This window comes from Xanthomonas codiaei (assembly GCF_002939785.1).
GTDB lineage: Bacteria > Pseudomonadota > Gammaproteobacteria > Xanthomonadales > Xanthomonadaceae > Xanthomonas > Xanthomonas codiaei.
The window spans coordinates 174,598-196,764 of the sequence record NZ_MDEC01000006.1 but is presented as its reverse complement, the minus strand read 5'-3'; the positions used below and the strand labels follow the sequence as shown (position 1 = coordinate 196,764).

The following is a 22,167-nucleotide window of genomic DNA, read 5'->3' as shown; positions in this document are numbered from 1 at the left end:
GGGCTGGGTTCGGGGAACCTCCAGAGCTGGCCGCGGAGGTTCCCTATCGTTTGGTCGACACGATTTTGCGCGCGCCCACGATCGCGCCGCCGTGTTTGGCAGCGGCAATTGCATAGGCATTGAGCGCGCTCGGCGGACGCCCGGCCTGCGGGCCCTTGCCCAGGGCGGCGATCAGGTTGTCCACCGCCAGCTGCACCATGGCGCGACGGGTGGCCAGGCTGGCGCTGCCGATATGCGGGGTGAGCACCACGTTGCGCAGCGCGAGCAGTTCCGGGCGCACACGCGGCTCGCCTTCGTAGACATCCAGGCCGGCGCCGGCCAGACGGCCGTTGGCCAGCGCATCGGCCAGCGCCAGCTCATCGACAATGCCGCCACGCGCGATGTTCACCAGCGTGGCGGTGGCGCGCATCTTGCCCAGCGCCGCGGCATCGATGATGTGGTGAGAGTCCTTGCTGTACGGCAACACCAGCACCAGATGATCGGACTGCGCCAGCAAGGTATCGAAATCGACGTACTGCGCGCCCAGCGCCTGCTCGGTGGCGGCCGGCAATCGGCTGCGGTTGTGATAGAGCACGCGCATGCCGAAGCCGTGTGCGCCGCGGCGCGCGATGCCCTGCCCGATCCGGCCCATGCCCAGGATGCCGAGCGTGCTGCCGTGGATATCGGCGCCCAGCATGGTCTTGAACGACCATTGCCCCCACTGCCCATCGCGCAACCAGCGCTCGGATTCGGTGATGCGGCGTGCGGTGGCCATCAGCAGCGCGAAGCCGAGATCGGCAGTGGTTTCGGTCAGCACGTCCGGGGTGTTGCTGGCCAGGATGCCGGCCGCACTCAAGGCGTCGATGTCCAGATTGTTGTAGCCCACGCCGACATTGGCGATGGCGCGCAGCTGCGGCGCCGCAGCGATTTCTGCCGCACCGACCCGCTCATTGAGGGTGATCAGCGCGCCGTCCAGCGATGCCAGCTGCGCGGCCAGCGCGGCCGGCGACCAGGCGGTGACGCGTTCGGTGGTGGCCAGCTCGAAATGCTCGCCCAGTTGCGCGACCACATCGTCGAACAACGGCTGGCTGACCCACACCCTGGCGCGACGCGCCTCAGACATCGACCTGTCCGGGAATCCGTGGCGTCACCTCGCCGACGTCGCCACATTGCGCGCGGTGACGCAGCGCCTGATCCATCAGCACCAGCGCCATCATCGCCTCGGCGATCGGAGTGGCGCGGATGCCCACGCAGGGGTCGTGCCGCCCGGTGGTGATCACATCGACCGTGTTGCCATCGGCATCCACGGTGGCACCGGGTAGGCGCAGGCTGGAGGTCGGCTTGAGCACCATCGAGGCGGTGACGGCCTGGCCGGTGGAAATGCCGCCGAGGATGCCGCCGGCGTGGTTGCTGAGAAAGCCTTCCGGGGTGATCAGGTCGCGGTGCTCGGTGCCCTTTTGTGCGGCGCTGGCGAAGCCGTCGCCGATCTCCACGCCCTTGACCGCATTGATGCTCATCAACGCAGCAGCCAGTTCGGCATCGAGCTTGCCGTAGATCGGCTCGCCCCAGCCCGGCGGCACGCCGCCGGCCACCACGTCCACGCGCGCACCGACCGAGTCGCCGGACTTGCGCAAGGCATCCATGTAGGTTTCCAGCTCCGGCACCTGCGCCGCATGCGGCCAGAAGAACGGGTTGTCTTCCACCGCATCCCAGTCGAAACCGGTCGGGCGGATCTGGCCCAGCTGCGACAGGAAACCGCGCACCAGCACGCCGTAGCGCTGCTTGAGCCACTTCTTGGCGATCACGCCGGCGGCCACGCGCATGGTGGTCTCGCGCGCCGACGAGCGCCCGCCGCCGCGCGGATCGCGGATGCCGTATTTCTGCCAGTAGCTGTAGTCCGCATGCCCGGGGCGGAACTGCTGGGCGATGTTGGTGTAGTCCTTGCTGCGCTGGTCGGTATTGCGGATCAGCAGCCCGATCGGCGTGCCGGTGGTGCGGCCTTCGTAGACGCCGGAGAGGATCTCGATTTCGTCCGCTTCGCGCCGGGCCGAGGTATGCCGGCTCTTGCCGGTGGCGCGCCGCTGCAGATCGTGGGTGAATTCTTCCGACGCCAGCTCCAGGCCCGGAGGGCAGCCGTCGACGACGCAGCCGATCGCCGGCCCATGCGACTCGCCGAAGGTGGTGACGGTGAACAGCTTGCCGAACGAATTGGCACTCATGCGCGCAGGCTCATCGCTGCGCGGCCAGCTCGCTGATGCGCGCGTGGTGTGCGACCAGCTCGCGGCATTCCACCGCGAAGATGCCCATCTGCCCGACCTTGAACTCGACCCAGGCCAGATCCACTTCCGGCAGCAGCTTGACCAGGTGCTGCTCGGATTCGCCTACCTCACAGATCAGCAGGCCGTCTTCGCTCAGGTGCTGCGGCGCATCGCGCAGGATCTTCAGCACCAGATCCAGGCCGTCGTCGCCGGCACGCAGGCCCAGTTCCGGCTCGTAGGAGTATTCCTGCGGCAGCGCATCGGTCTCGTCGTTGGTGACGTAGGGCGGATTGGTGACGATCAGGTCGTACTGGCGGCCGCCCAGCCCATTGAACAGGTCCGACTTGAGCAAGCTGACATTGTCGGCATGCAGGCGCGCCTTGTTTTCGGCGGCCAGTGCCAGCGCGTCGTCGCTGATGTCCACGCCATCCACGTCCCACTGCGGGTTGTAGTGGCCCATCGCAATCGCGATGCAACCCGAGCCGGTGCACAGGTCCAGCGCGCGGGTCACTTCGCGCCCGCCCAGCCACGGCTCGAAGCCGGCTTCGATCAGCTCGGCGATCGGCGAGCGCGGCACCAGCGCGCGTGCATCGCTCTTGAAACTCAGGCCGGCGAACCAGGCCTCTCCGGTGAGATAGGCCGCCGGCACGCGCTCGCTGATGCGGCGTTCGAACAGGCCAAGCACCTGTTCCTTTTCCGCCCGCAGCAGCCGCGCCTGGCCATATGCCGGGCCCAGGTCGTGCGGCAGGTGCAGGCTGTGCAACACCAGCTGGGTGGCCTCGTCCAGCGCGTTGTCGTAGCTGTGGCCGAAGGTCAGACCGGCTTCGTTGAAACGGCTGGTGCCGTAGCGGATCAGGTCGATGATGGTGTGCAGTTCGTCGGCCGCGGCGGCAGTCATGGCAACAACTAAAGAGGAATCGGGCCCCGATTATAGAGGTCGGATCGGTATCATGAGCGTCCGTTGCACTGGAAACCGCCATGTTCAATCGCAATACCGGCATCGTGCTGCTGGTGGCGCTGGCCGCCGGCCTGGGGCTGTTGCTGGGCCAGAAGTTCTTCGGCAGCACGCCCAGTTCGCCCTGGCCACCCACCCGCACCATCACCTTCTATCCGCAGCCACGCCCGCTGCCGCAGTTCAGCCTGCGCCAGTCCGACGGCACCCAGCTGGTGCCCGGTGAACTCAAGGGCCACTGGACCCTGGTCTTCCTGGGCTTCACCTTCTGCCCGGATGTCTGCCCGACCACGCTGACCGATCTGGCGGTGGCGCAACAGCAGTGGGAAAGCATTCCCGATGGCCTGCGCCCGCGGGTGCTGTTCGTCTCGGTGGACCCGCAGCGCGACCCGCCGGCGCGGCTGGGCGAATACGCGCACGCCTTCCACAAGGACACCCTGGCCGCCACCGCCGACGTACCGGCGCTGCAGCGCTTTGCCACCGCGCTGGGCTTCGTGTTCCAGAAGGTGCCGGGCAAGGGCTTCGAGCAGAATCCCAACGACTACAGCATGGATCATTCGGCCGGCATCGCCGTGCTCGATCCGCAGGGCCGCCTGGCCGGCCTGATCCGTCCCCCGCTCGACCCGAAGGCGATCGCCGCCGACCTCCAACAGCTGACCAAGGTAACCGCTCCGTGAGTTTCGTCACTTCCCTGACCTACGTGCTGCCGCATCGGTTGCTGTCGTCGATGGCGCGCGCGCTGGCGTACTCGCAGACACCGTCCACCAAGCAATGGCTGATCGATACGGTGACGCGCAAGTTCGGCGTGGACCTGAGCGAGGCGCAGGAACCGGACCCGCGCGCCTACCCCACCTTCAACGCCTTCTTTACCCGCGCGCTCAAGCCCGGCGCCCGCGTGCCCGACCCGGACCCGGCCGCCTTGCTGATGCCGGCCGATGGCCGTATCAGCCAGCTCGGCCCGATCGAGAACGGCCGCATTTTCCAGGCCAAGGGCCAGTCATTCACCGCCGCCGAACTACTGGGCGACGAGGCCGCCGCAGCGCCGTTCCACGACGGCCTGTTCGCCACCGTGTATCTGTCGCCCAAGGACTACCACCGCGTGCACATGCCGTGGACCGGCACCTTGCGCGAAACCGTGCACGTGCCTGGCCGGCTGTTCAGCGTGGGCCAGGATGCGGTGCGCAACGTGCCGCGCCTGTTCGCGCGCAACGAGCGGCTGGTGTGCCACTTCGATACCGAGTTCGGCCCGATGGCCTCGGTGATGGTGGGTGCGTTGCTGGTGTCGGGCGTGGAAACGGTATGGAGCGGCGTGGAGATTCCGCGCTACGGCGATCGCATCACGCGCAAGGATTATCGCGGCAAGGGGATCGTGCTGGAGAAGTTTGCGGAGATGGCCAGGTTCAACTACGGCTCGACCGTGATCGTGTTGCTGCCGCCGGGCGTGGCCACGCTTGAGGGTGGACTTGCTGCCGAGAAAGCCGTCCGCCTCGGCCAAGCACTCGCGCGCCGTCAGCCGGGCTGACGCGCAGCGGGGCGCCACTCTCCACGGCCCGTCGCGCAAATAACAACGGCCCCTTGTGGTTTCCGGTCTTTCGCCGGCTGGACGTTTTTGCCTGGAACTGTCGGGAAGGCTTCGTTGCGGCCGGGTCCGCTCCTACGGCAAGCGCCGGCCCGCTTCGTTGCTCCGGCACTGCCTGCGCGCCGGTCAGCGGTCGCAACCGGCCAGCTTGATGCTCTGCCCCGGCTTGAGCGCGTAGGCCGGCGCCTTCAGGCCGTTGGCCTTGGCCAGTTCCTTGATCTCGCACTGGTACTTCTGCGCGACGCGGCCCAGCGTGTCGCCGCGAGCGATGGTGTAGCTGCGCACCTGCCTGGCCTTGGGCTTGGCGACCGCCGGCTGGCCGGTGGCCACGGTGGTCGGCACGCCGGCCATCGGGCTGACATCGCCCACCGCCACGCTGGGCGTGTATTCGGTGGCGCTGCTGCGCACGATGGCGCTGTTGAGATCGGCAGTGATCAGGGTGCGCGCCAGATCCGCGCGTGGGCCGTTCACGCAGTAGCGCGTGTACAGGCTGGCGATGCGGCTGGTGGCATTGATCACGGTGCCTGCGGGCATCCAGCCATCGGGTTCGTAACGCGGGTTGAGGTTGCGCAGCGCGCGCATATAGCCATCGCGCGTGCCCATGCTGCCCAGGCAGATGGTGAGCTCGTAGATGGAGGTCGACTTGGCCAGCTTGATGGTGGCCGGTTGCGCGTCGAGCTTGGCGAAGTCCACGCCGTACTGGCGTGGGTGCAGGAAGATCCACGCCGCGGCGATCACCATCGGCACGTAGTCCTTGGTTTCGGCGGGGAACTGGTTGTAGACGTCCTGCTCCCAGAAACCGCGGCCGCCGGATTGCGCGAACACGCGCGCGGCGCGCCCCTCGCCGCCGTTATAGGCCGCCAGCGCCAGCTCGATATTGCGATTGAGCTCGGCCATGCGTTCGTTGAGGTAGGCGGCGCTGGCTTCGGCCGCGCTGCGCGCATCGAACCGCGTATCGAAGCCGGTGCCATCCGGGCCCAGCCCGAAACGCCGGCCGGTAGCCGGCATGAACTGCATCAGCCCGGCCGCACCGGCGCGCGAGCTGGCGTGCACCTTGCCGTTGGACTCCTTGGCCATGATGCCGAACAGCAGCGCCTCGGGCAGGCCGCGCTTCTGCCACTCCGGCCACATCACTCCGCGCAGGTTGCTGTAGTTCTCGTAGCTGGTCATCAGCGCCGGCCGCATGTCGGTCAACCAGCGGCGGATGCCGGCCTGTACCGCCGGGTTGTACTGCACCATCTTGTCGAAGGCATGGCGCTGGTCGTTGAGCAGCGAGGCTGCACGCGCGGCCTCGGGCACGCCGTTGGCCGCCGGACCCAGATGGTCAGGGTCGGCCTGCAGCAAGGTGTCGTCGTCTTCCGGATCTTCTGCAGCCGGCGCCTCGGCATCGGCGCGCGCCTTGAGCAGCCGCTTGTAGGTCGCCAGCTGGTTGGAGACCAGGCAACCGCGCTGCTTGATGCAGGCGTCGATCACATCTTCCATGTCCTCCAGCGCGGCATCGCCTTCGGCGGTGCCCTTGGGGTCGGAGTTGTTCACCAGCACCAGCGCGTCGCGGTAGCGCTTCTCGGCGGCGACCATGCGTGCGTCCAGCGCGGCGACCTTTTCGGTATCGCGCTTGGACAGGGCCTGGGCGGAAGGAGCAAGGGACAACAGCGCCAGCACGGCCAGAACAGGCCAAGGGCGCAAACCAGAATGAGCGAGCGGCATCGTCGGCAGTACAGCGGAAAGGCAGGCAGGGTAGCCGCCGGGGCGACACCGGGGCAAGGCGCGGCGGCCGTCAGGGTCAGTGGCCCGTTAGCTTGGCGAGCATCCTGGCCGAAACGATCGCCTGCGGATGGGTGTGATTCGACACGCGCTGGGCAGGTCGATGGACGCTGGCCGGGCTGTAGCTTCGGCCGCACGTTCGGGGATCCCTTCGGTATCGCCCCGCGGTTGGCCCACAGCCGTTGCCCGCTAGAATCGGGGTCTTTCTCCACCGGATCAGCGCAATGGCCTCGTTCCTGCTCGGCAAAGGCGTCACCGACGACATCCCGGTCATCCTGGAAGGCCGCTTCGGCAATCGGCATGGCCTGGTGGCCGGCGCCACCGGCACCGGCAAGACGGTGACCCTGATGACCCTGGCCGAAGGCTTCTCGCGGCTGGGGGTGCCGGTGTTCCTGGCCGACGTGAAGGGCGACGTGGCGGGACTGGCGGTGGCCGGCGACGGCGCGCCCGGCGTGCTGCAGCGCGCCACGGATGTGGGCATTGCCGACTACGCGCCGGCCGCCAGCCCGGTGGTGTTCTGGGATCTGTATGGACAGCTCGGCCACCCGGTGCGTACCACCGTGAGCGAGATGGGCCCCACCCTGCTCGCGCGCATCCTGGAACTCAACGACACCCAGTCCGGCGTGCTGGACATCGTGTTCAAACTTGCCGACGACCGCGGCCTGTTGCTGCTGGATCTGGACGACCTGCGTGCGCTGCTGGCGCTGGTGGTGGAAGAACGCAAGGAGTTGTCCACCAGTTACGGGCTGGTGTCGGCGCAGTCGGTGGCCGCGATCCAGCGCGCACTGCTGCGGCTGGCGCAGGACGGCGGCGAGCAGTTCTTCGGCGAACCGGCGCTGGAGCTTGCCGAGCTGATGCGCGTGGCACCGGACGGCCGCGGCGTGATCGGCATCCTGGCGGCCAACCAGCTGGTACTCAAGCCGAAGCTGTATTCCACCTTCCTGCTGTGGCTGTTGTCCGAGCTGTTCGAGGGCCTGCCGGAAGTGGGCGACCTGGAGCAGCCCAAGCTGGTGTTCGTGTTCGACGAGGCCCACCTGCTGTTCGACGATGCGCCGGCGGCGCTGGTGCAGCGCATCGAACAGGTGGTGCGGCTGATCCGCTCCAAGGGCGTGGGCATCTATTTCTGCTCGCAGTTTCCCGACGACATTCCCGACAGCATCCTCGGCCAACTCGGCAACCGCGTGCAGCACGCACTGCGCGCCTACACGCCGCGCGACCAGAAGGCGGTCAAGACGGCAGCGCAGACCTTCGTGGCCAATCCCAGACTCGATGTGGCCTCGGCCATTTCCAGCCTCGGCACCGGCGAAGCACTGGTGTCGCCCTTGCAGCGTAAGGGCGTGCCGGCACCGGTACAGCAGACCCTGATCGCCCCGCCGCGCTGCCGCATGGGTGCCATCAGCGCGCCCGAACGCGCACAGGTGCGCGCGGCCAGCCCGGTCGGCACGCGCTACGACGCCGCGATCAACCGCGAATCGGCCGCCGAACTGCTGGCACGTCGCGTCGAACAGGTTGCGGAGCAAACCGCCGCCCCGCCTGCCCGCACCCGCGAGGACGAGCAAACGCAGGACAGCGGTTTCGGAAAAGCGGTCAAGGACGCCGTGTTCGGCACCGGGCGTCGCCAGGGCATGCTGGAAACGATGGCCAAGCAGACCTCGCGCACCATCGGCAGCAAGATCGGGCAGCAGATCGTACGCGGGATTTTTGGCAGTATTTTTGGTGGGAAGCGGTGAGGCGCCCGGCCGGCGCCCAAGGCCGCAACCATCTGGCGGGATCTACTCCAGCACGCCATGCAGCTTGGCGTACTGCAGCAGCATGATGGTCTTGGCATCGGCGATCTCGCCGGAGCCGATCATTGCCAGCGCATCGTCGAGCGACAGTTCCAGCACCTCGATCTCCTCGCCGTCCTCTTCGACGCCGCCGCCTTCGCCCACCTTGTCCCCGTCGAAATATTCGCCGACGAAGAAGTACAGCCGCTCGGTGACCGAGCCCGGGCTCATGAAGGCTTCGAAGACCTTGCGCACATTCTCGATGCGGTAGCCGGTTTCCTCTTCGGTTTCCTTGCGGATGCAGGTCAGCGCATCGTCCTGATCGAGCAGGCCGGCACAGGCCTCGATCAACATCCCGTCCGGGTTGCCGTTGAGCAATGTGGGCAGGCGGAACTGCCGGGTGAGCATCACCGTCTGCCTGGCGCGGCTGTAGAGCAGGATGGTAGCGCCATTGCCGCGATCGTAGGCCTCGCGCGACAGGGTCTGCCAACGGCCGTCCTTGCGCTGGAAATCGAAGGTGACCTTGCGCAGCACGTACCAGTTGTCGGACAGCACATCGATGCTGCGCAGGCGGACCTGGGGGTTGCCGGTAGCGGTGGGATCCAAACAAGACTCCTTGTGGAATAAGGGGGTGTCGTGCGGCGCGGCACTGCTGCCGCTGGCGCCAACCCGAACGACTGTCGAGAGAAACATGCCATCGCCGGCAAATGCGCAACGGCACCAACGGGAGGCGAAGTTTACGCGGGCGATCACCGCTTCCGCGCTCGGTGCGACATGAGGGCACGACGGACACACCCGTTCTCGCAGGCCGATCAAGGCGTGCAGCATCGGCAAACAGCCCTGGCGGCGACGTGCCGCATCGCCCCTGCCTGCGACAGGCCGCACCCACCTCCGGGCACCAGGCAACCCGGTCACCAGCCCAGGCCGGGCGCTGCCGCAACCGGCGCGCCTGCGCCGATGACCGGGCGTCGCCAGGCCCCGCTGTCCGCGGCGGCAAGCCGCAATTGCGTGGCGCCACGCGGCACCGCACAATCCCTTCACATCACACGCTTGGGGAGCGTCATGGAAGATCGTTTTCGCGCACGCAAGGTTGCCGCGCAGGCTGCACCCGCACCATTCTGGACCCGCATTCCGTCCATCGCCACCTACCCGCTGCGCGGCTCGGCGCTGTATGCGTTGATCGCGCTGACGCTGTGCAGCGCACTGCTCTTGCTGCCGGGCATCCTGACGCTCGTGGTCATGGGCGTGCTGGGCATGGCGACCTACACCTACGCCTTCGATATCCTGCGCCACACCGCCGACGGTCAGCCCGACGCTCCCAGGCTGGGCTACGACAGCTTCGACAGCGCGGTGCTGCGCCTGATCCTGCTGGCCATCGCACTGGGCATCGTGATCGGCGTGGCCGCCGCGATCGCCGGTCCATTCGGGCTGACCCTCGCCTATCTGGGCACCATGCTGCTGTTGCCCGGCATGCTGATCTCGCTCGCCATCGACGGCAGCCTGCGTCGCGCACTCAACCCGGCCGTCTCGATCGACATGGCGCTGCGCATCGGCTGGCCGTATCTGGCGGCCTACGGTCTGCTTTACGTGATCCAGGGCAGCGGCACCGCCGCGGTGTTCTTCGCCCTGAAATTCCTGCCCCCGCTGGTGCGCGAGGCAGCAGTGATGATGACCTCGATCTGGGCCCTGTTCGCCAGCTTCCACCTGATGGGCTACCTGGTGTACCAGTACCACGAAGAGCTCGGCTACGTGCCCAGCGGCGGGGCTGCGCACGAACGCATCGACCCGGACCAGCGCCTGCTCGACGAGGCAGACCAGTACCTGCGCGACGGCCATTCCGACGAAGCCTTCCAGGCCTTGCGCGGTGCGGTGCGCTCGCGCGCAGTGAGCCTGGCAGTGCACGAGCTGTATCAGCGCCTGCTCCGCCAGCATCACCGCAACGACGAGTTGCGCGAACACACCCGCCAGTACATCAACCGCCTGCTGCAGGAAAAACAGGAACGCCGCGCACTGGCGCTGCAACGCGAGGCGCTGGATCTGGATGCGACCTTTACGCCGTTGACGCCCGAGCAGGCCACCCTGCTCGCCGAGCGCGCCAAGATGGCCGGCCAGTTCCAGCTGGCCACCGATGGCCTGCTGGCCGCCATCGCCGCCTGGCCGCGCGACCGCATGTTGCCGGCCTGGTCGCTGGACGCAGGCCTGATGCTGGCCGAGCGGTTTGGTCGCGATGAGCAGGCACGTGCGGTGCTGCAGCAGGCGCTGGAGCAGTGCGATGACGATGCCCAGCGCGCCAAGCTGGAAGCGGCATTACGTGCGGTGGCAATCCAGCCGGCTTGATTGGCTGGTTCGATCCGTAACCGACCAGCACGGTGCACAGCACTGGCATCCGCAGGACGCTGCAAGGACGGCAGCGCCCCTGGAAGACGACCAGGAAATGCTCATCGAACGACTTCGCAGCCACCAGGCGGTCGCGGCGGATGCATGGATGTAGCACTCGTACATTCGGTTCCCGTGCGCCATCCGCACCCGCCCGACGATCGCTCGCCATGGGTTGTGAGGCGCTGCGACTGGGCCTACGACTTCGTGCATCCGCAGCGACCTTCGAGCTGCGGTTGTCATGGTCGCCGCTGCTGCAGACCTACCCTGAGCGAGACACCCTGCAGGCTTCCCGCCGCCTAGACGCATCGCTCAAGCTATGCCGTCGATTCAGCCGTTTTCCAGCAAAAACCGCGCTTTACTCGCTTGCCCCTGCTCCGGGAACTGCTCCAGCACCAGCCGTAGCAGGCGTGCGCGTTGTTCGCCGGCCTGCAATTCGCCATGGCGCAGCGCCAGCACGAACCAGCGCTGGGCCAGCTCGGCGCGTGGCGCGGTGCTGTCGCACTCCTTCAACAGGCGCTCGGCATCGGCCAGCAAGCCGTTGCGAAGACACGCATCCACCAGCGCCAGGCGCGCCGGCAACTCCAGCGCGATGCGGTCCTTGCCGAGCTCGGCGGCCACGCCCAGTTGCAGGCGGGTCTGCTCGGCGTTGTGCGTGGGCAGGCACACCAGCATGTGCGCGTGTCGCACGGCCTCCTGCTGGCGGCCGGCATTGCGTGCCACGCGATAGCGGGCCAGCGCAATCTCCAGGCTGTGCGGGCTCTCGCTGGCCAGCTCGGCCAGCAGGCGTTCGGCCTCCTGGTTTTCCATGCGGCCCAGGTGGCGTTGCGCGCGTTCCCAGCGGTCGTCGCGCTGCGCGGCATCCTGCTCATCCATGAAGGCCGGCCGGGTCTGCCGCACGGCCACCAGCACCGCACCAAGCACTGCACCGCTGACCAGGCCGCCGGCATGCGCTTCGAATGCGACGCCGCCCTCATCGCTGCCCAGCAGGCTGTACAGCTCCCAGCCCAGCCACAGCGGCAGCAGCAGGATGGCCGGCCCACGCACGTAGTTGAACACCACGAAGAACCAGTAGAAGAACCGTACCCGACGCCGTCCCCAGACCACGCAGAACGCGCCCATCAGGGCGGCGATCGCGCCGGAGGCCCCCAGCCCACCACCGGGCTCGCCCCAGCGCCACCACAGGCTGGCCGCGCTGGCGCCGAAGCCACCCAGCAGATACAGCAGCAGGAACCAGCCGCTGCCGATCGCTCCTTCCAGCAAGGTACCCAGCGCCAGCAGGAACACCATGTTGCCGAACAGGTGATCGGCGTTGGCGTGCAGGAAGGTGGCCGAGAGCATCCGCTGCGGCGACCACTCCGAACTGCGTTGCAGATGGCGCAGGGTGAACACCCGCGCCAGGCGCGCGTCGTAGGGCGCACGCAGACCGCGCCATTCGCGCCGCTGCTCGTCGTCCCTGAACAGCGTGCCGTCGCGCAGCGCCTGCACGAAGGCGACATCGTGCAGGGTGAGGTGCGCCAGGTAGGCGATGCGCTGCGCTGCGGGCACCGCCTCCAGCCTGGCCTGGCGCGCGCTGCGCAGCCTGGCATCGGCGGTGCGTTCCAGATAGCGCGCATGCGCCTGCGCTTCCAGCGTGCCCAGCCCGGAGTCGACGTAGTACCGCACGGCGTTCTCGACCAGGTCGTCGTCCTTGCGCTGGTAGCCCACATAGACCACGACATTGATCAGCACCAGCAGCAGCGTCACCCACGGGATGTTGTGGCGCGACCAGGGTTTGTGCAGCGGCATGATCAACATGACGACGTCCGTGTCTTAGGAATGGCGCAAAGCTTCACCGTGCGGCGACGGATGCGCAAGTGGACCATGCGCGCTAGCATCGCGCCCCATCCTTCATCCCAAGCCCGCCCATGAGCCGCTGGCGCCCGCCTGCCGAAAAAAGCACTGCGCTGATCACCCCCGAAGGGCACGCCCGCCTGAAGGCCGAGCTGGAAGAGCTGTGGCGCGTGCGGCGGCCGGAGGTGGTGCGCGCGCTGGCGGCGGCGGCCGCCGAGGGCGACCGCTCGGAAAATGCCGAGTACACCTACCGCAAGAAGCAGCTCGGCGAGATCGACCGCCGGGTGCGTTACCTCAGCAAGCGCCTGGAAGCGCTGCGGGTGGTGGACACCGCACCCACCGACCCGCAGGCGGTGTTCTTCGGTGCGCAGGTGGAACTGGAAGATGCCGACAGCGGCGAGCTGCTGCGCTACCGCATCGTCGGCCCGGACGAAACCGATGCCGCGCGCGGCTGGATCAGCATCGATTCGCCGCTGGCCCGCGCACTGCTGAAAAAGCGGGTGGACGACGAATTCGAGGCGCAGCTGCCGGCGGGCAGGCAGACCTTCGTGGTGGTGTCGGTGGACTACGCGGCGCTTTAGAGCAGCTAGCAAAACGACTACGCGGCCGCCAGGCGGGCGCGGTCGGTGCTCGGAATCGGCATGTACCCATCGTACACTGCGGTTCCTCCGCGCCGTCCGCACCCACCTGGCGACCGCTCGCGACGTTTTGTTAGCCGCTCTTAGGCCGCTGCTGCCCTGGGCACAGGTGGCCGGGCGTACCGCCGCGCCAAGCGCCTGCACAGCCCGTCTGCTACTCGGCGTGCAGGGTTTTCTGCTGGTGATGGTGCAGTGTGCCGAGCCGGGCCGGCGCTGCCTGGCACGCCGCGTCGCGCGCGGGCACGCTCCTACGGAATGGCGTATTGATTGAGGCTGGTGTGCCGATGGTTCGGCACAAAGGCCTACGGCCTCGCCGCGCCAGCGCGCCTGCACAGCCTGTCTGCTGACTCGGCGTGCGGGGTTGCTGCTGGTGATGGTGCAGTGTGCTGAGCCGGACCGGCTCTGCCTGGCACGCCGCAGCGCGCGCGGGCACGCTCCTGCGAGTTGGCGTGTTGACTCGGCATGGTGCGCCGATGGCTCGGCACACTCGGGAGGACCGGCGGCAGGGGCCGCCGCTGGCAGGCCGCGGCGGCTAGATCATCTGCAGGTTCAACGCGCGGCCTAGCTGCACCGCGCGATCAGCCTGCAGCGCATCGCCAAACAGGTCGTGTTCGTCGCTATCGGTGATTTCCACGTCGACCAGGTCGCCCACCTTCAGGCCGAGCTCGCCGCCGTTCTGGATATGCACCAGGCCATCGATCTCCGGCGCATCGGCACGCGAGCGCGCCACCGCGATATCGTCTTCGATCAGGTCGACCAGGCATTGCTGCACGCTGCCGATCTTGGCTTCCAGCCGCGCGGCGGAAATCTCCGCCTGCCTGGCCATGAAGCGCGCCAGACGCTCCTGCTTCACTTCTTCCGGCACCGGGTCGGGCAGCGCATTGGCGCTGGCGCCTTCCACCGGCGAATACGCGAACGCGCCGACGCGATCCAGCTGCGCCTGATCCAGGAACTCCAGCAGCGCTTCGAACTCGGCATCGGTTTCGCCGGGGAAGCCGACGATGAAGGTCGAACGCACGGTGATCTCCGGGCACATCGCCTTCCAGCGCTGCACGCGCTCCAGGGTCTTCTCCACCGCGCCGGGCCGCTTCATCAGCTTGAGGATGCGCGGGCTGGCGTGCTGGAACGGGATATCCAGGTACGGCAGCAGCTTGCCTTCGGCCATCAGCGGAATCACGTCGTCCACGTGCGGGTACGGGTACACGTAATGCAGGCGTGTCCACACGCCCAGTTCCGACAGGCCCTCGCACAGCGCCTTCATGCGGGTCTGGTACATGCGGTCACGCCACGGGCGCTCGGCGTATTTAAGGTCCACGCCGTAAGCCGAGGTGTCCTGCGACACCACCAGCAGTTCCTTGACCCCGCCACGCACCAGCCGCTCGGCCTCGCGCAGCACCTCGTCCACCGGGCGCGACGCCAGGTCGCCGCGCATCGAGGGAATGATGCAAAAGCTGCAACGGTGGTTGCAGCCCTCTGAAATCTTCAGGTACGCGTAATGCCGCGGGGTCAGCTTGATGCCGTAGTCCGGCACCAGATCCACGAACGGATCGTGGCGCGGCGGCAGCGCCGCGTGCACGGCCTCCATCACGCTCTGGTAATCCTGCGGTCCCGAGACCGCCAGCACGTCCGGATAGCTTTCACGGATCTGCTCCGGTCGCTTGCCCAGGCAGCCGGTGACGATCACCTTGCCGTTGGCGTTCATCGCCTCGCCGATGGCGTCCAGCGATTCGGTCACCGCCGAATCGATGAAGCCGCAGGTATTGACCACCACCACATCGGCGGCGTCGTAGCTGGGCACGATGTCGTAGCCCTCCACGCGCAGCTGGGTGAGGATGCGTTCGGAATCGACGAGCGCCTTCGGGCAGCCAAGGCTGACGAAGCCGACTTTGGGGTTCAGCTGGGACATGGAAGCAGGAGCCTGGGAACGGAGCGGCCTGGGGCCTGAGCAGGACAATTATAGCGGCGCGCGGGCAGCGCTCTGAACCGCCGCGCCGCGCCAGCCCGGCCGGCTTTGCGAAACCCTCACTTTTCACGATGCCGGTCCGGCCGATAATGCGCGCCTCCCTCGCTGCACATCAGGAATCCCCATGGGTCACTGGACCACGCTCGACACCCCCGACGGCCAGGTTGCCGCCTGGCACGCCACCCCCGCCTCCAGCCCGCGCGGCGGCCTGGTAGTCATCCAGGAAATCTTCGGCGTCAACGAGCATATCCGTGCGGTGGCCGATGACTATGCCGCACGCGGCTACGAGGTGCTGGCACCGGCCTTCTTCGACCTGGAAGAGAAAGACGTGCAGCTGCCCTACGACCAGGAAAGCCTGCAGCGCGGCCTGGCACTGGCCAACGCGGTCGGCCTGGAGCGTGCGGTGGAGGTGGTGAAGTCCGCCGCCACCCTGCTGACCCGCGCCGGCAAGGTCGGCACGGTGGGCTATTGCTGGGGCGGTTCTGTGGCGCTGCTGTCGGCCATCCGCCTGGGGCTGCCCTCGGTGAGCTACTACGGCGGCCGCAACACCCAGCTGCTGGACCAAACGCCCAAGGCGCCGGTGATGTTCCACTTCGGCGAGCGCGATTCCAGTATTCCACCGGAGGCGATCCAGGCGCACCGCGAGAAACTGCCGCAAATGGAAACCTTCGTGTATCCCGCCGGCCACGCCTTCAATCGCAGCATCGATCCGGCCCACTACGATGCCGACAGCGCCGAACGTGCGCTGGAGCGGACGCTGGGCTTCTTCCAGGCGCACCTGGGATGAGCGATCCGGCACCGGCGGCCGCCGGTTTCGAGCTCGATGCCCGCCTGGCGGCCGACAGCGTGTTCGTCGCCGACGGGCCGCTGTCGCAGGTGCGCCTGATGGACGACAGCCGCTTTCCCTGGCTGGTGCTGGTGCCGCGGGTGGCCGATGCCAGCGAATGGATCGACCTGGATGGCGGCCAGCAGCGCCTGTTGCTGGCCGAGATCAACCAGCTCTCGCAGTTGCTGCGGGTGGAGCCGGCGGTGAGCAAGCTCAATATCGGCGCGCTGGGCAATATCGTGCGCCAGCTGCATGTGCACCTGGTCGGCCGCCACCCGGGCGATGCCGCCTGGCCGGGGCCGGTGTGGGGCAGCGGCAGCGCGCAGCGCTTCGAGCCCGACGTCCTGCAACGGCATGTCGCTGCGTGGGCGCAGCAGCTACGATAGGCGCCCGTTCGCCAACTGCCCTCTCGCATGAAATCCAATGTCGTCGCCGCGCTGATCCTGATCCTCGTCGGCCTGCTGTTCCTGGCCAACAACCTGGGCTGGACCAACCTCAGCCTCGGCCGGCTGATCGCCACCTGGTGGCCGGCGGCGCTGGTCGCCTGCGGCATCGGGATGCTGTTCGGGCGCGGCAAGTAGCTGGGGCTGGGATTCGGGAGTCGGGATTGGGGAATCGCAACAGCGGTATCTCGCTGCTGATGGCTCTCACGCCCCATCTTCTGCGGTGGCATGCAGCATGCTTCCTTCTCGCCCTGGGGAGAAGGTGCCCCGAAGGGGCGGATGAGGGTACGGGCGAAGCCTAGCGCATTTACCGACGGCTAGTCTGAGCCAGCACTTCCGGCCCAGATAACCGAACACTGACAGCCCAGACCCGCATCGCCTGACCTGATCACGCATCACCGCAATCGAGGTGCTCACTGGCGAGGCGACATGACGACTGTCATCGGCAACTGTTGACTTCCGGCACCTGATCGACGGGCGCTGCGGGCGCAGCATGGCCTCACACCAACCGAGGATGTCGCCATGCACTACCGTCTGCTTCCTGCCCTGTTCCTGATCGTCCTGGGCGCGTTGTTTCTGCTGGACAACCTGGGGTTAGCGCATATGGATGTGGGCCACCTGATCGCGACCTGGTGGCCGGTGTTCCTGATCGCCGCCGGTGTGCGCCAATTGCTGCGCTACCGCGAGAAGGCGGCCGCAACCTGCTGAAGGCCACGGCCGCGCTAACCCATCAGGTCCGCGGCAAGGTCACGCCGGTCTGGCCCTGGTACTTGCCGCCGCGATCCTTGTACGAGGTTTCGCAGACTTCGTCGGACTGGAAGAACAGCATCTGCGCCACGCCCTCGTTGGCGTAGATGCGCGCCGGCAGCGGCGTGGTATTGCTGAATTCCAAGGTCACGTGGCCTTCCCACTCCGGCTCCAGCGGGGTCACATTGACGATGATGCCGCAGCGCGCGTAGGTGCTCTTGCCCAGGCACACCACCAGCGTATCGCGCGGGATGCGGAAGTATTCCACCGTGCGCGCCAGTGCAAAGCTGTTCGGCGGGATGATGCACACATCCGATTCGATATCGACAAAGCTGCCCGGATCGAAATGCTTGGGGTCGACGATCGTCGAATTGATGTTGGTGAAGACCTTGAACTCGCGCGAGCAGCGCACGTCGTAGCCATAGCTGGACGTACCGAAGCTGACGATGCGCTGCCCGGCGGCATCGTGCTTGATCTGGCCGGGTTCGAACGGCTCGATCATCGCGTGCTGTTCGGCCATGCGCTTGATCCAGCGGTCGCTCTTGATGCTCATGCGGTGTTCCTTGAAGACGGAAGGCGGCAGGCCGGGCGGCCCGCGCGAAAGACGGGCAATTCTAGCAGCGGCCGCCGCTGACGGCCGGCCGCGTGGCTAGAGCAAGGAGGCCGAGATCGGGATGCTGGCGCGCGGGCGCTTGGCCAATTCTTCCGCAAGCCGGGCCGCGGCGAACAGATACGCCTGGGCGGCGGCCGAGTCCGGCGCCGCCACCACGATCGGCCGGCCCGCATCGCCTTGCTCGCGGATGCCGATCTCCAGCGGCAGCGATCCCAGCAACGGCACCCCGTACTGCGCCGCCATGCGCTCGCCACCGCCTTCGCCGAACAGGTGCTCGCGGTGCCCGCAGCTGCTGCAGGTATGCACCGCCATGTTCTCGACGATGCCCAGCACCGGCACCTCCACCTTTTCGAACATCTTCAAGGCCTTGCGCGCATCCAGGGTGGCGATGTCCTGCGGGGTGGTGACGATCACCGCCCCGGCGACCGGGATCTTCTGCGACAGCGTCAGCTGGATGTCGCCGGTGCCCGGCGGCAGGTCGATCAGCAGATAGTCCAGGTCGTCCCAGAGCGTGTCGTTGAACAGCTGGGTCAGCGCCGAGGTCGCCATCGGCCCGCGCCAGATCATCGGGGTGTCCTGGTCGACCAGCAGGCCGATCGACATCGCCTCGATCCCGAACGCGCGCAGCGGCTCGATCGACTTGTTGTCCGGGCTGTCCGGGCGCCCGCTCAGGCCCAGCATCGCCGGCACGCTGGGACCATAGATATCGGCATCCAGCACGCCCACACGGGCCCCTTGCCGCTGCAGGGCCAGCGCCAGGTTCACCGCAGTGGTCGACTTGCCCACCCCGCCCTTGCCCGAGCCCACCGCAATCACATTGCGAATGCGCGCGTGTGGCGCCAATGCGCCCTGCACCGCGTGCGCGGGAATCCTGCGTTCCGCGCTCATGCCTCGCCGCCCTGCGCACCGCTGGTGCCTGGGCACCCATCGTTCTCGATCATCGTTGCCATTGCTTATCCAGTGTTTTCGTAGGCGGTTGCGAGGGATGACGCCCGTGGATGCAGCCGCGAAGCCTCCCAGTTTACCGCCTGGTGTCCACGCGTCCGCGTTTGCCGCATTGGCGATACAGGACCAGAGCATTCATGCCAAATGCCGACATATTTCACAAATGTGGACACATGATTAAGGACTTGTTACGTTCGGGAATCAGTTCAGCCGCCACTCAGCGAGTTCGGCTGGTTCGCCTAATCTCTGCAAGGAATTCGCAAGGTCATGTCGAGTCGTAACCCGCAAGGCACCCGTCGTCATCGCTTGAGCGCCGCCCTGTTGGCGGTGCTGGTTGCTCCCGCCGGCCATGTTGCCGCGCAATCGGAAAATGGCGTCGCGCCCGGAACCACCGATCTGGACAAGGTCACCGTCACCGGCTCGCGCATCGCGCGTACCGGCTTCGTGACCCCATCGCCGGTCACCGCGATCAGCGCCGAAGAAATCCGCGCCACCGGCGCCACCACCATCAGCGACCTGATGGCGCGCATGCCGGCCCTGGCACCGAGCTACACCCTGGGCAACTCCACCCGCTTCATCGGTACCGCCGGCCTGGGCCTGCTCGATCTGCGCGGCATGGGCGTGGACCGTACCCTGGTGCTGGTCAACGGCCGCCGCCACGTGGGCTCCAGCCCCGGCTCCACCTCGGTGGACGTCAACACGATTCCGGTGGAATGGGTCGAGCGCGTGGAGGTCATCACCGGCGGCGCCTCGGCGGTGTACGGCGCCGATGCCGTCGCCGGCGTGGTGAACTTCATCCTCAAGAAATCCTTCACCGGCTTCGAAACGCGCGCGCAGACCGGCCTGGCCGACGAGGGCAACTACAACCGCTCGTTCGCCAGCTTCTCCGCCGGCACCGACTTCGCCGAAGGCCGCGGCAACGTCGCGATCTCGGCCGAGTACAGCAAGCAGGACCGCTTCGGCCGCGGCAACCGCGCCATCGGCCGCGAGTATCTGGTCAGCGTGCAGAACCCAAGCTTCGATCCTACCCGCCCGCCGAGCGAGAGCAATCCGCAGACCGTGTTGAGCGGCCCAGGCGGTAACCATTCGACCTCCTACGGTGGCACCTTCAACCTGGGCACCTTCGACTTCCGTAACCCGGCGAGCTACGGCAACCGTTACCTGTTCAACCCCGACGGCAGCTTCCGCCGCAACCGCTACGGCGGCACAGTGGTGAGCAATACCTCCTGCGTGGATTGCGATTTCGTCGATCTCAACGCCGTGGCCGACCTGCAGCCCGGCTTCGATCGCAAGAGCGTCAACACCATGGTGAACTTCGAGCTGAGCGAAAACCATCGCCTGTTCTTCGAAGGCAAATACAGCGAGACCGATTCGGAGTTCTTCGGCCAACCGGCGTTCGACAGCTCGCTGCGCGTGCGCCGCCAGAACCCGTACGTCAGCCCTGCCCTCGGCGCGCTGATGGATTCGCGCGGCGCCACCCAGATCCTGATGAACCGCTTCAACGTCGATGCTGGACGCCGCGGCGAGAACATCGAACGCAAGACCTACCGCGCCGTGCTCGGCGCCGAAGGCAACTTCACCGACAACTGGACCTACGAGGTGTCGGCCAACTACGGCAAGACCACCGTCGACCGCCTCAATCTCAACAACCGCATCAACGAGCGTTGGCAGGCCGGTATCGATGCCGCGCGCGATGCCAGCGGCAACATCGTCTGCCGCACCACGCTGGACCCGACCGCGATCAACCCCAACACCAACCGGGTGTATTCGGCGTTGGCGCGCGAAGGCTGCGTGCCGTTCAGCATCTTCGGCAACGGCGCGGTCACGCCGGAAGCAGCCGCCTGGTTCAACACCACCGCGCGCTCCAAGGCCAAGATCCAGCAGACCGTGTTCAACGCCTCGGTGGCCAACAGCAGCCTGCTCTCGCTGCCGGCCGGCGACATCGGCATTGCCGGTGGCGTGGAATACCGCAAGGAACAGAGCGAGGAGATCACCGATCCGCTGGCCGCCTCCGGGGCAACCTTCCTCAACGCCATTCCCAATAGTGGCGGCGAGTACAATGTCAAGGAAGTCTTTGTCGAAAGCACCATTCCGCTGCTGGCCGGGCTGCCGGGCGTGGACCGCCTGGCGCTGGACCTGGCGGGGCGCTATTCGGACTACAGCAGCATCGGCTCGACCAAGACCTGGAACATCGGTCTGGACTGGACCATCCTCCCGTCGTTGCGCCTGCGCGGCACGCTGGCGCAGTCGGTGCGTGCGCCCAGCATCGGCGAGCTCTACGACTCCCAGAGCGAAAACTTCGCCACCATCGCCGATCCCTGCAACTACCTGCCCACCAACGGCAATCGCCCCGGCACAGCCGGCGATGTGGCACTGCGCCAGGCCAACTGCAGCGCGCTGGGCATTCCGGTGGGCTGGATCGACACCTACACCGCCACCCGCCCGGGCGTGAGCGGCGGCAATCCGGAGTTGAAGCCGGAGCGCGCACGCAGCCTGTCCTACGGGCTGGTGTGGCAGCCGGAGTTCTTCGAGGGCTTCGGCATGTCGATCGACTACTGGCGTATCGATCTGCGCGACGCCATCGGCACGGTGACGGCCGAAACCAATGCCACGCGTTGCGTGGACAACCCCGGCGGCATCAACAACAGCTTCTGCGGCTTCGTGCAGCGCGCCCCGCTGGGCGGCTTCACCGATCCACAGGGCCGCATCTACCCCGAGCACAGCATCATCGGCTGGCAGGCGCTCAACGAGAACCTGGCACGCTCGCGTCGCGTCGGCGTGGATCTGGAAATGGATTACCGGTTCCAGATCGGCGAAGGCAACACCGTGCTGCGCCTGGTCGGCACCCGCCTGATCCAGTCACGCGAATGGGTGTTCCAGGATTTTCCGGCCGAATACGACGAGTACGTGACCTACGTGACCGATCCGCGCTGGCGTGCGCAGTTCCAGACCAAGTACAACTGGAACGAATGGCGCGCCTCGTGGGACATGAACTACGTGGACGGCAACCTGCGCGTGACCCCGGAGAGCTACAACAGCAACCCGGGTTCGGCCAGCCCGATCAAGAACGGCTCGTACACCTACCACAACTTCCAGTTCGGCTATCAGTTCCCCGGCTCGAAGATCGATGTGTACCTGGGCATCGACAACGCCTTCGACAAGGATCCGCCACGCAACTACTTCGGTTCGGATTTCAATTCGGCCCTGTACGACAACATCGGTCGGTTCTTCTACCTGGGCACCACGGTCAGGTTCTGATCCGAGGTGGATCGCAGTCGAAGAAGCCCCGCTGGTCGGGGCTTTTTCTTTTGCACGCGTCAGCCGATGGCTCTTGCGTCCCGCCTGACCCGATGGCACAGGCCTCCAGGCGAGCCGCTGCCCAGCATTATCTGTACCAAATGTAACCACCTGCGCAGACAGCGTTGTCGAGATCGTTAGTCACGTCGGTGCATCACACAGGAATTGTGCGTGATTCGACGTTTTTA

The 22,167-nt window shown here is 66.9% G+C and carries 19 protein-coding genes and 2 other RNA genes; 12 read left to right on the top strand and 9 right to left on the bottom strand.

Going from position 1 to position 22,167, the window contains the following annotated elements; genetic code table 11:
* Positions 1-43: 43 nt before the first annotated feature.
* From XcodCFBP4690_RS06655 to prmB, 3 genes are read right to left on the bottom strand one after another with little or no spacing between them, the layout of a single operon-like run.
* Positions 44-1,102 carry a 2-hydroxyacid dehydrogenase gene (locus XcodCFBP4690_RS06655; protein ID WP_104540192.1) on the bottom strand — a complete coding sequence of 353 codons (1,059 nt, stop codon included), beginning with the start codon at positions 1,100-1,102 and terminating at the stop codon, positions 44-46.
* Positions 1,095-2,198, bottom strand: coding sequence for a chorismate synthase (aroC, locus tag XcodCFBP4690_RS06650; RefSeq protein ID WP_104540191.1), 1,104 nt, complete (start codon positions 2,196-2,198; stop codon positions 1,095-1,097). The genes XcodCFBP4690_RS06655 and aroC overlap by 8 nt, the downstream gene beginning before the upstream one ends.
* A 10-nt stretch (positions 2,199-2,208) precedes the next feature.
* On the bottom strand, positions 2,209-3,135 hold the full coding sequence (gene prmB / locus XcodCFBP4690_RS06645) for a 50S ribosomal protein L3 N(5)-glutamine methyltransferase (protein WP_104540190.1): 927 nt from the start codon (positions 3,133-3,135) through the stop codon (positions 2,209-2,211).
* A gap of 80 nt (positions 3,136-3,215) precedes the next feature.
* On the opposite strand from prmB, the gene XcodCFBP4690_RS06640 reads away from it, so the two are divergent.
* Together XcodCFBP4690_RS06640 and asd are read left to right on the top strand one after the other, a co-directional pair.
* Positions 3,216-3,866: an SCO family protein gene (locus tag XcodCFBP4690_RS06640; protein ID WP_104540189.1), complete on the top strand. Its 651-nt coding sequence runs from the start codon at positions 3,216-3,218 to the stop codon at positions 3,864-3,866.
* Positions 3,863-4,711, top strand: coding sequence for an archaetidylserine decarboxylase (gene asd / locus XcodCFBP4690_RS06635; RefSeq protein WP_104540188.1), 849 nt, complete (start codon positions 3,863-3,865; stop codon positions 4,709-4,711). The genes XcodCFBP4690_RS06640 and asd overlap by 4 nt, the downstream gene beginning before the upstream one ends.
* Before the next feature lie 183 nt (positions 4,712-4,894).
* Here the strand turns inward: asd and XcodCFBP4690_RS06630 are convergent, their stop codons facing one another.
* The gene (locus XcodCFBP4690_RS06630; protein ID WP_146091853.1) at positions 4,895-6,475 is read right to left on the bottom strand and encodes a transglycosylase SLT domain-containing protein; all 1,581 of its coding nucleotides are present in this window, start codon (positions 6,473-6,475) and stop codon (positions 4,895-4,897) included.
* Between the two features lie 281 nt (positions 6,476-6,756).
* On the opposite strand from XcodCFBP4690_RS06630, the gene XcodCFBP4690_RS06625 reads away from it, so the two are divergent.
* Positions 6,757-8,262 carry a helicase HerA-like domain-containing protein gene (locus XcodCFBP4690_RS06625; protein ID WP_104540187.1) on the top strand — a complete coding sequence of 502 codons (1,506 nt, stop codon included), beginning with the start codon at positions 6,757-6,759 and terminating at the stop codon, positions 8,260-8,262.
* A 42-nt stretch (positions 8,263-8,304) separates the two neighbouring features.
* Here XcodCFBP4690_RS06625 and nudK read toward each other — a convergent pair whose 3' ends face one another.
* The gene (nudK, locus tag XcodCFBP4690_RS06620) at positions 8,305-8,904 is read right to left on the bottom strand and encodes a GDP-mannose pyrophosphatase NudK (protein ID WP_104540186.1); all 600 of its coding nucleotides are present in this window, start codon (positions 8,902-8,904) and stop codon (positions 8,305-8,307) included.
* Positions 8,905-9,360: 456 nt separating this feature from the next.
* Between nudK and XcodCFBP4690_RS22685 the strand changes: the two genes are divergently transcribed.
* Both XcodCFBP4690_RS22685 and XcodCFBP4690_RS06610 read left to right on the top strand, forming a co-directional pair.
* Positions 9,361-10,635 carry a hypothetical protein gene (locus XcodCFBP4690_RS22685; RefSeq protein ID WP_167394495.1) on the top strand — a complete coding sequence of 425 codons (1,275 nt, stop codon included), beginning with the start codon at positions 9,361-9,363 and terminating at the stop codon, positions 10,633-10,635.
* Between the two features lie 148 nt (positions 10,636-10,783).
* Positions 10,784-10,858, top strand: a non-coding RNA gene (locus tag XcodCFBP4690_RS06610) — sX9 sRNA.
* A 146-nt stretch (positions 10,859-11,004) separates the two neighbouring features.
* Here the strand turns inward: XcodCFBP4690_RS06610 and XcodCFBP4690_RS06605 are convergent.
* Positions 11,005-12,471: a rhomboid family intramembrane serine protease gene (locus XcodCFBP4690_RS06605; protein ID WP_167394494.1), complete on the bottom strand. Its 1,467-nt coding sequence runs from the start codon at positions 12,469-12,471 to the stop codon at positions 11,005-11,007.
* Between the two features lie 110 nt (positions 12,472-12,581).
* Here XcodCFBP4690_RS06605 and greB point away from each other — a divergent pair, with 110 nt between their 5' ends.
* Both greB and XcodCFBP4690_RS06595 read left to right on the top strand, forming a co-directional pair.
* On the top strand, positions 12,582-13,088 hold the full coding sequence (greB, locus tag XcodCFBP4690_RS06600) for a transcription elongation factor GreB (protein WP_104540185.1): 507 nt from the start codon (positions 12,582-12,584) through the stop codon (positions 13,086-13,088).
* 60 nt (positions 13,089-13,148) lie between these two features.
* Positions 13,149-13,224: non-coding RNA, sX9 sRNA (locus tag XcodCFBP4690_RS06595), on the top strand.
* Between the two features lie 453 nt (positions 13,225-13,677).
* Here XcodCFBP4690_RS06595 and rimO read toward each other — a convergent pair.
* Positions 13,678-15,051 carry a 30S ribosomal protein S12 methylthiotransferase RimO gene (rimO, locus tag XcodCFBP4690_RS06590; RefSeq protein ID WP_104540184.1) on the bottom strand — a complete coding sequence of 458 codons (1,374 nt, stop codon included), beginning with the start codon at positions 15,049-15,051 and terminating at the stop codon, positions 13,678-13,680.
* Positions 15,052-15,232: 181 nt separating this feature from the next.
* Here rimO and XcodCFBP4690_RS06585 point away from each other — a divergent pair, with 181 nt between their 5' ends.
* From XcodCFBP4690_RS06585 to XcodCFBP4690_RS06570, 4 genes are all read left to right on the top strand, one after another.
* Positions 15,233-15,895 carry a dienelactone hydrolase family protein gene (locus XcodCFBP4690_RS06585; RefSeq protein WP_104540183.1) on the top strand — a complete coding sequence of 221 codons (663 nt, stop codon included), beginning with the start codon at positions 15,233-15,235 and terminating at the stop codon, positions 15,893-15,895.
* Entirely contained in the window at positions 15,892-16,320 is a 429-nt protein-coding gene (locus tag XcodCFBP4690_RS06580; protein WP_104540182.1) for an HIT domain-containing protein, read from the top strand. The genes XcodCFBP4690_RS06585 and XcodCFBP4690_RS06580 overlap by 4 nt, the downstream gene beginning before the upstream one ends.
* A gap of 27 nt (positions 16,321-16,347) precedes the next feature.
* On the top strand, positions 16,348-16,515 hold the full coding sequence (locus XcodCFBP4690_RS06575; protein WP_003486900.1) for a LiaI-LiaF-like domain-containing protein: 168 nt from the start codon (positions 16,348-16,350) through the stop codon (positions 16,513-16,515).
* Positions 16,516-16,899: 384 nt separating this feature from the next.
* Positions 16,900-17,085 (top strand): LiaI-LiaF-like domain-containing protein, encoded by a 186-nt coding sequence (locus tag XcodCFBP4690_RS06570; RefSeq protein ID WP_104540181.1) that lies wholly within the window; start codon positions 16,900-16,902, stop codon positions 17,083-17,085.
* 22 nt (positions 17,086-17,107) lie between these two features.
* Here XcodCFBP4690_RS06570 and dcd read toward each other — a convergent pair whose 3' ends face one another.
* Positions 17,108-17,677 (bottom strand): dCTP deaminase, encoded by a 570-nt coding sequence (dcd, locus tag XcodCFBP4690_RS06565; RefSeq protein WP_005912996.1) that lies wholly within the window; start codon positions 17,675-17,677, stop codon positions 17,108-17,110.
* 96 nt (positions 17,678-17,773) lie between these two features.
* Entirely contained in the window at positions 17,774-18,625 is an 852-nt protein-coding gene (gene apbC, locus XcodCFBP4690_RS06560) for an iron-sulfur cluster carrier protein ApbC (protein ID WP_104540180.1), read from the bottom strand.
* Between the two features lie 324 nt (positions 18,626-18,949).
* On the opposite strand from apbC, the gene XcodCFBP4690_RS06555 reads away from it, so the two are divergent.
* Positions 18,950-21,940, top strand: a complete 2,991-nt coding sequence (locus XcodCFBP4690_RS06555; protein WP_104540179.1) for a TonB-dependent receptor plug domain-containing protein — start codon at positions 18,950-18,952, stop codon at positions 21,938-21,940.
* Positions 21,941-22,167 lie beyond the last annotated feature (227 nt).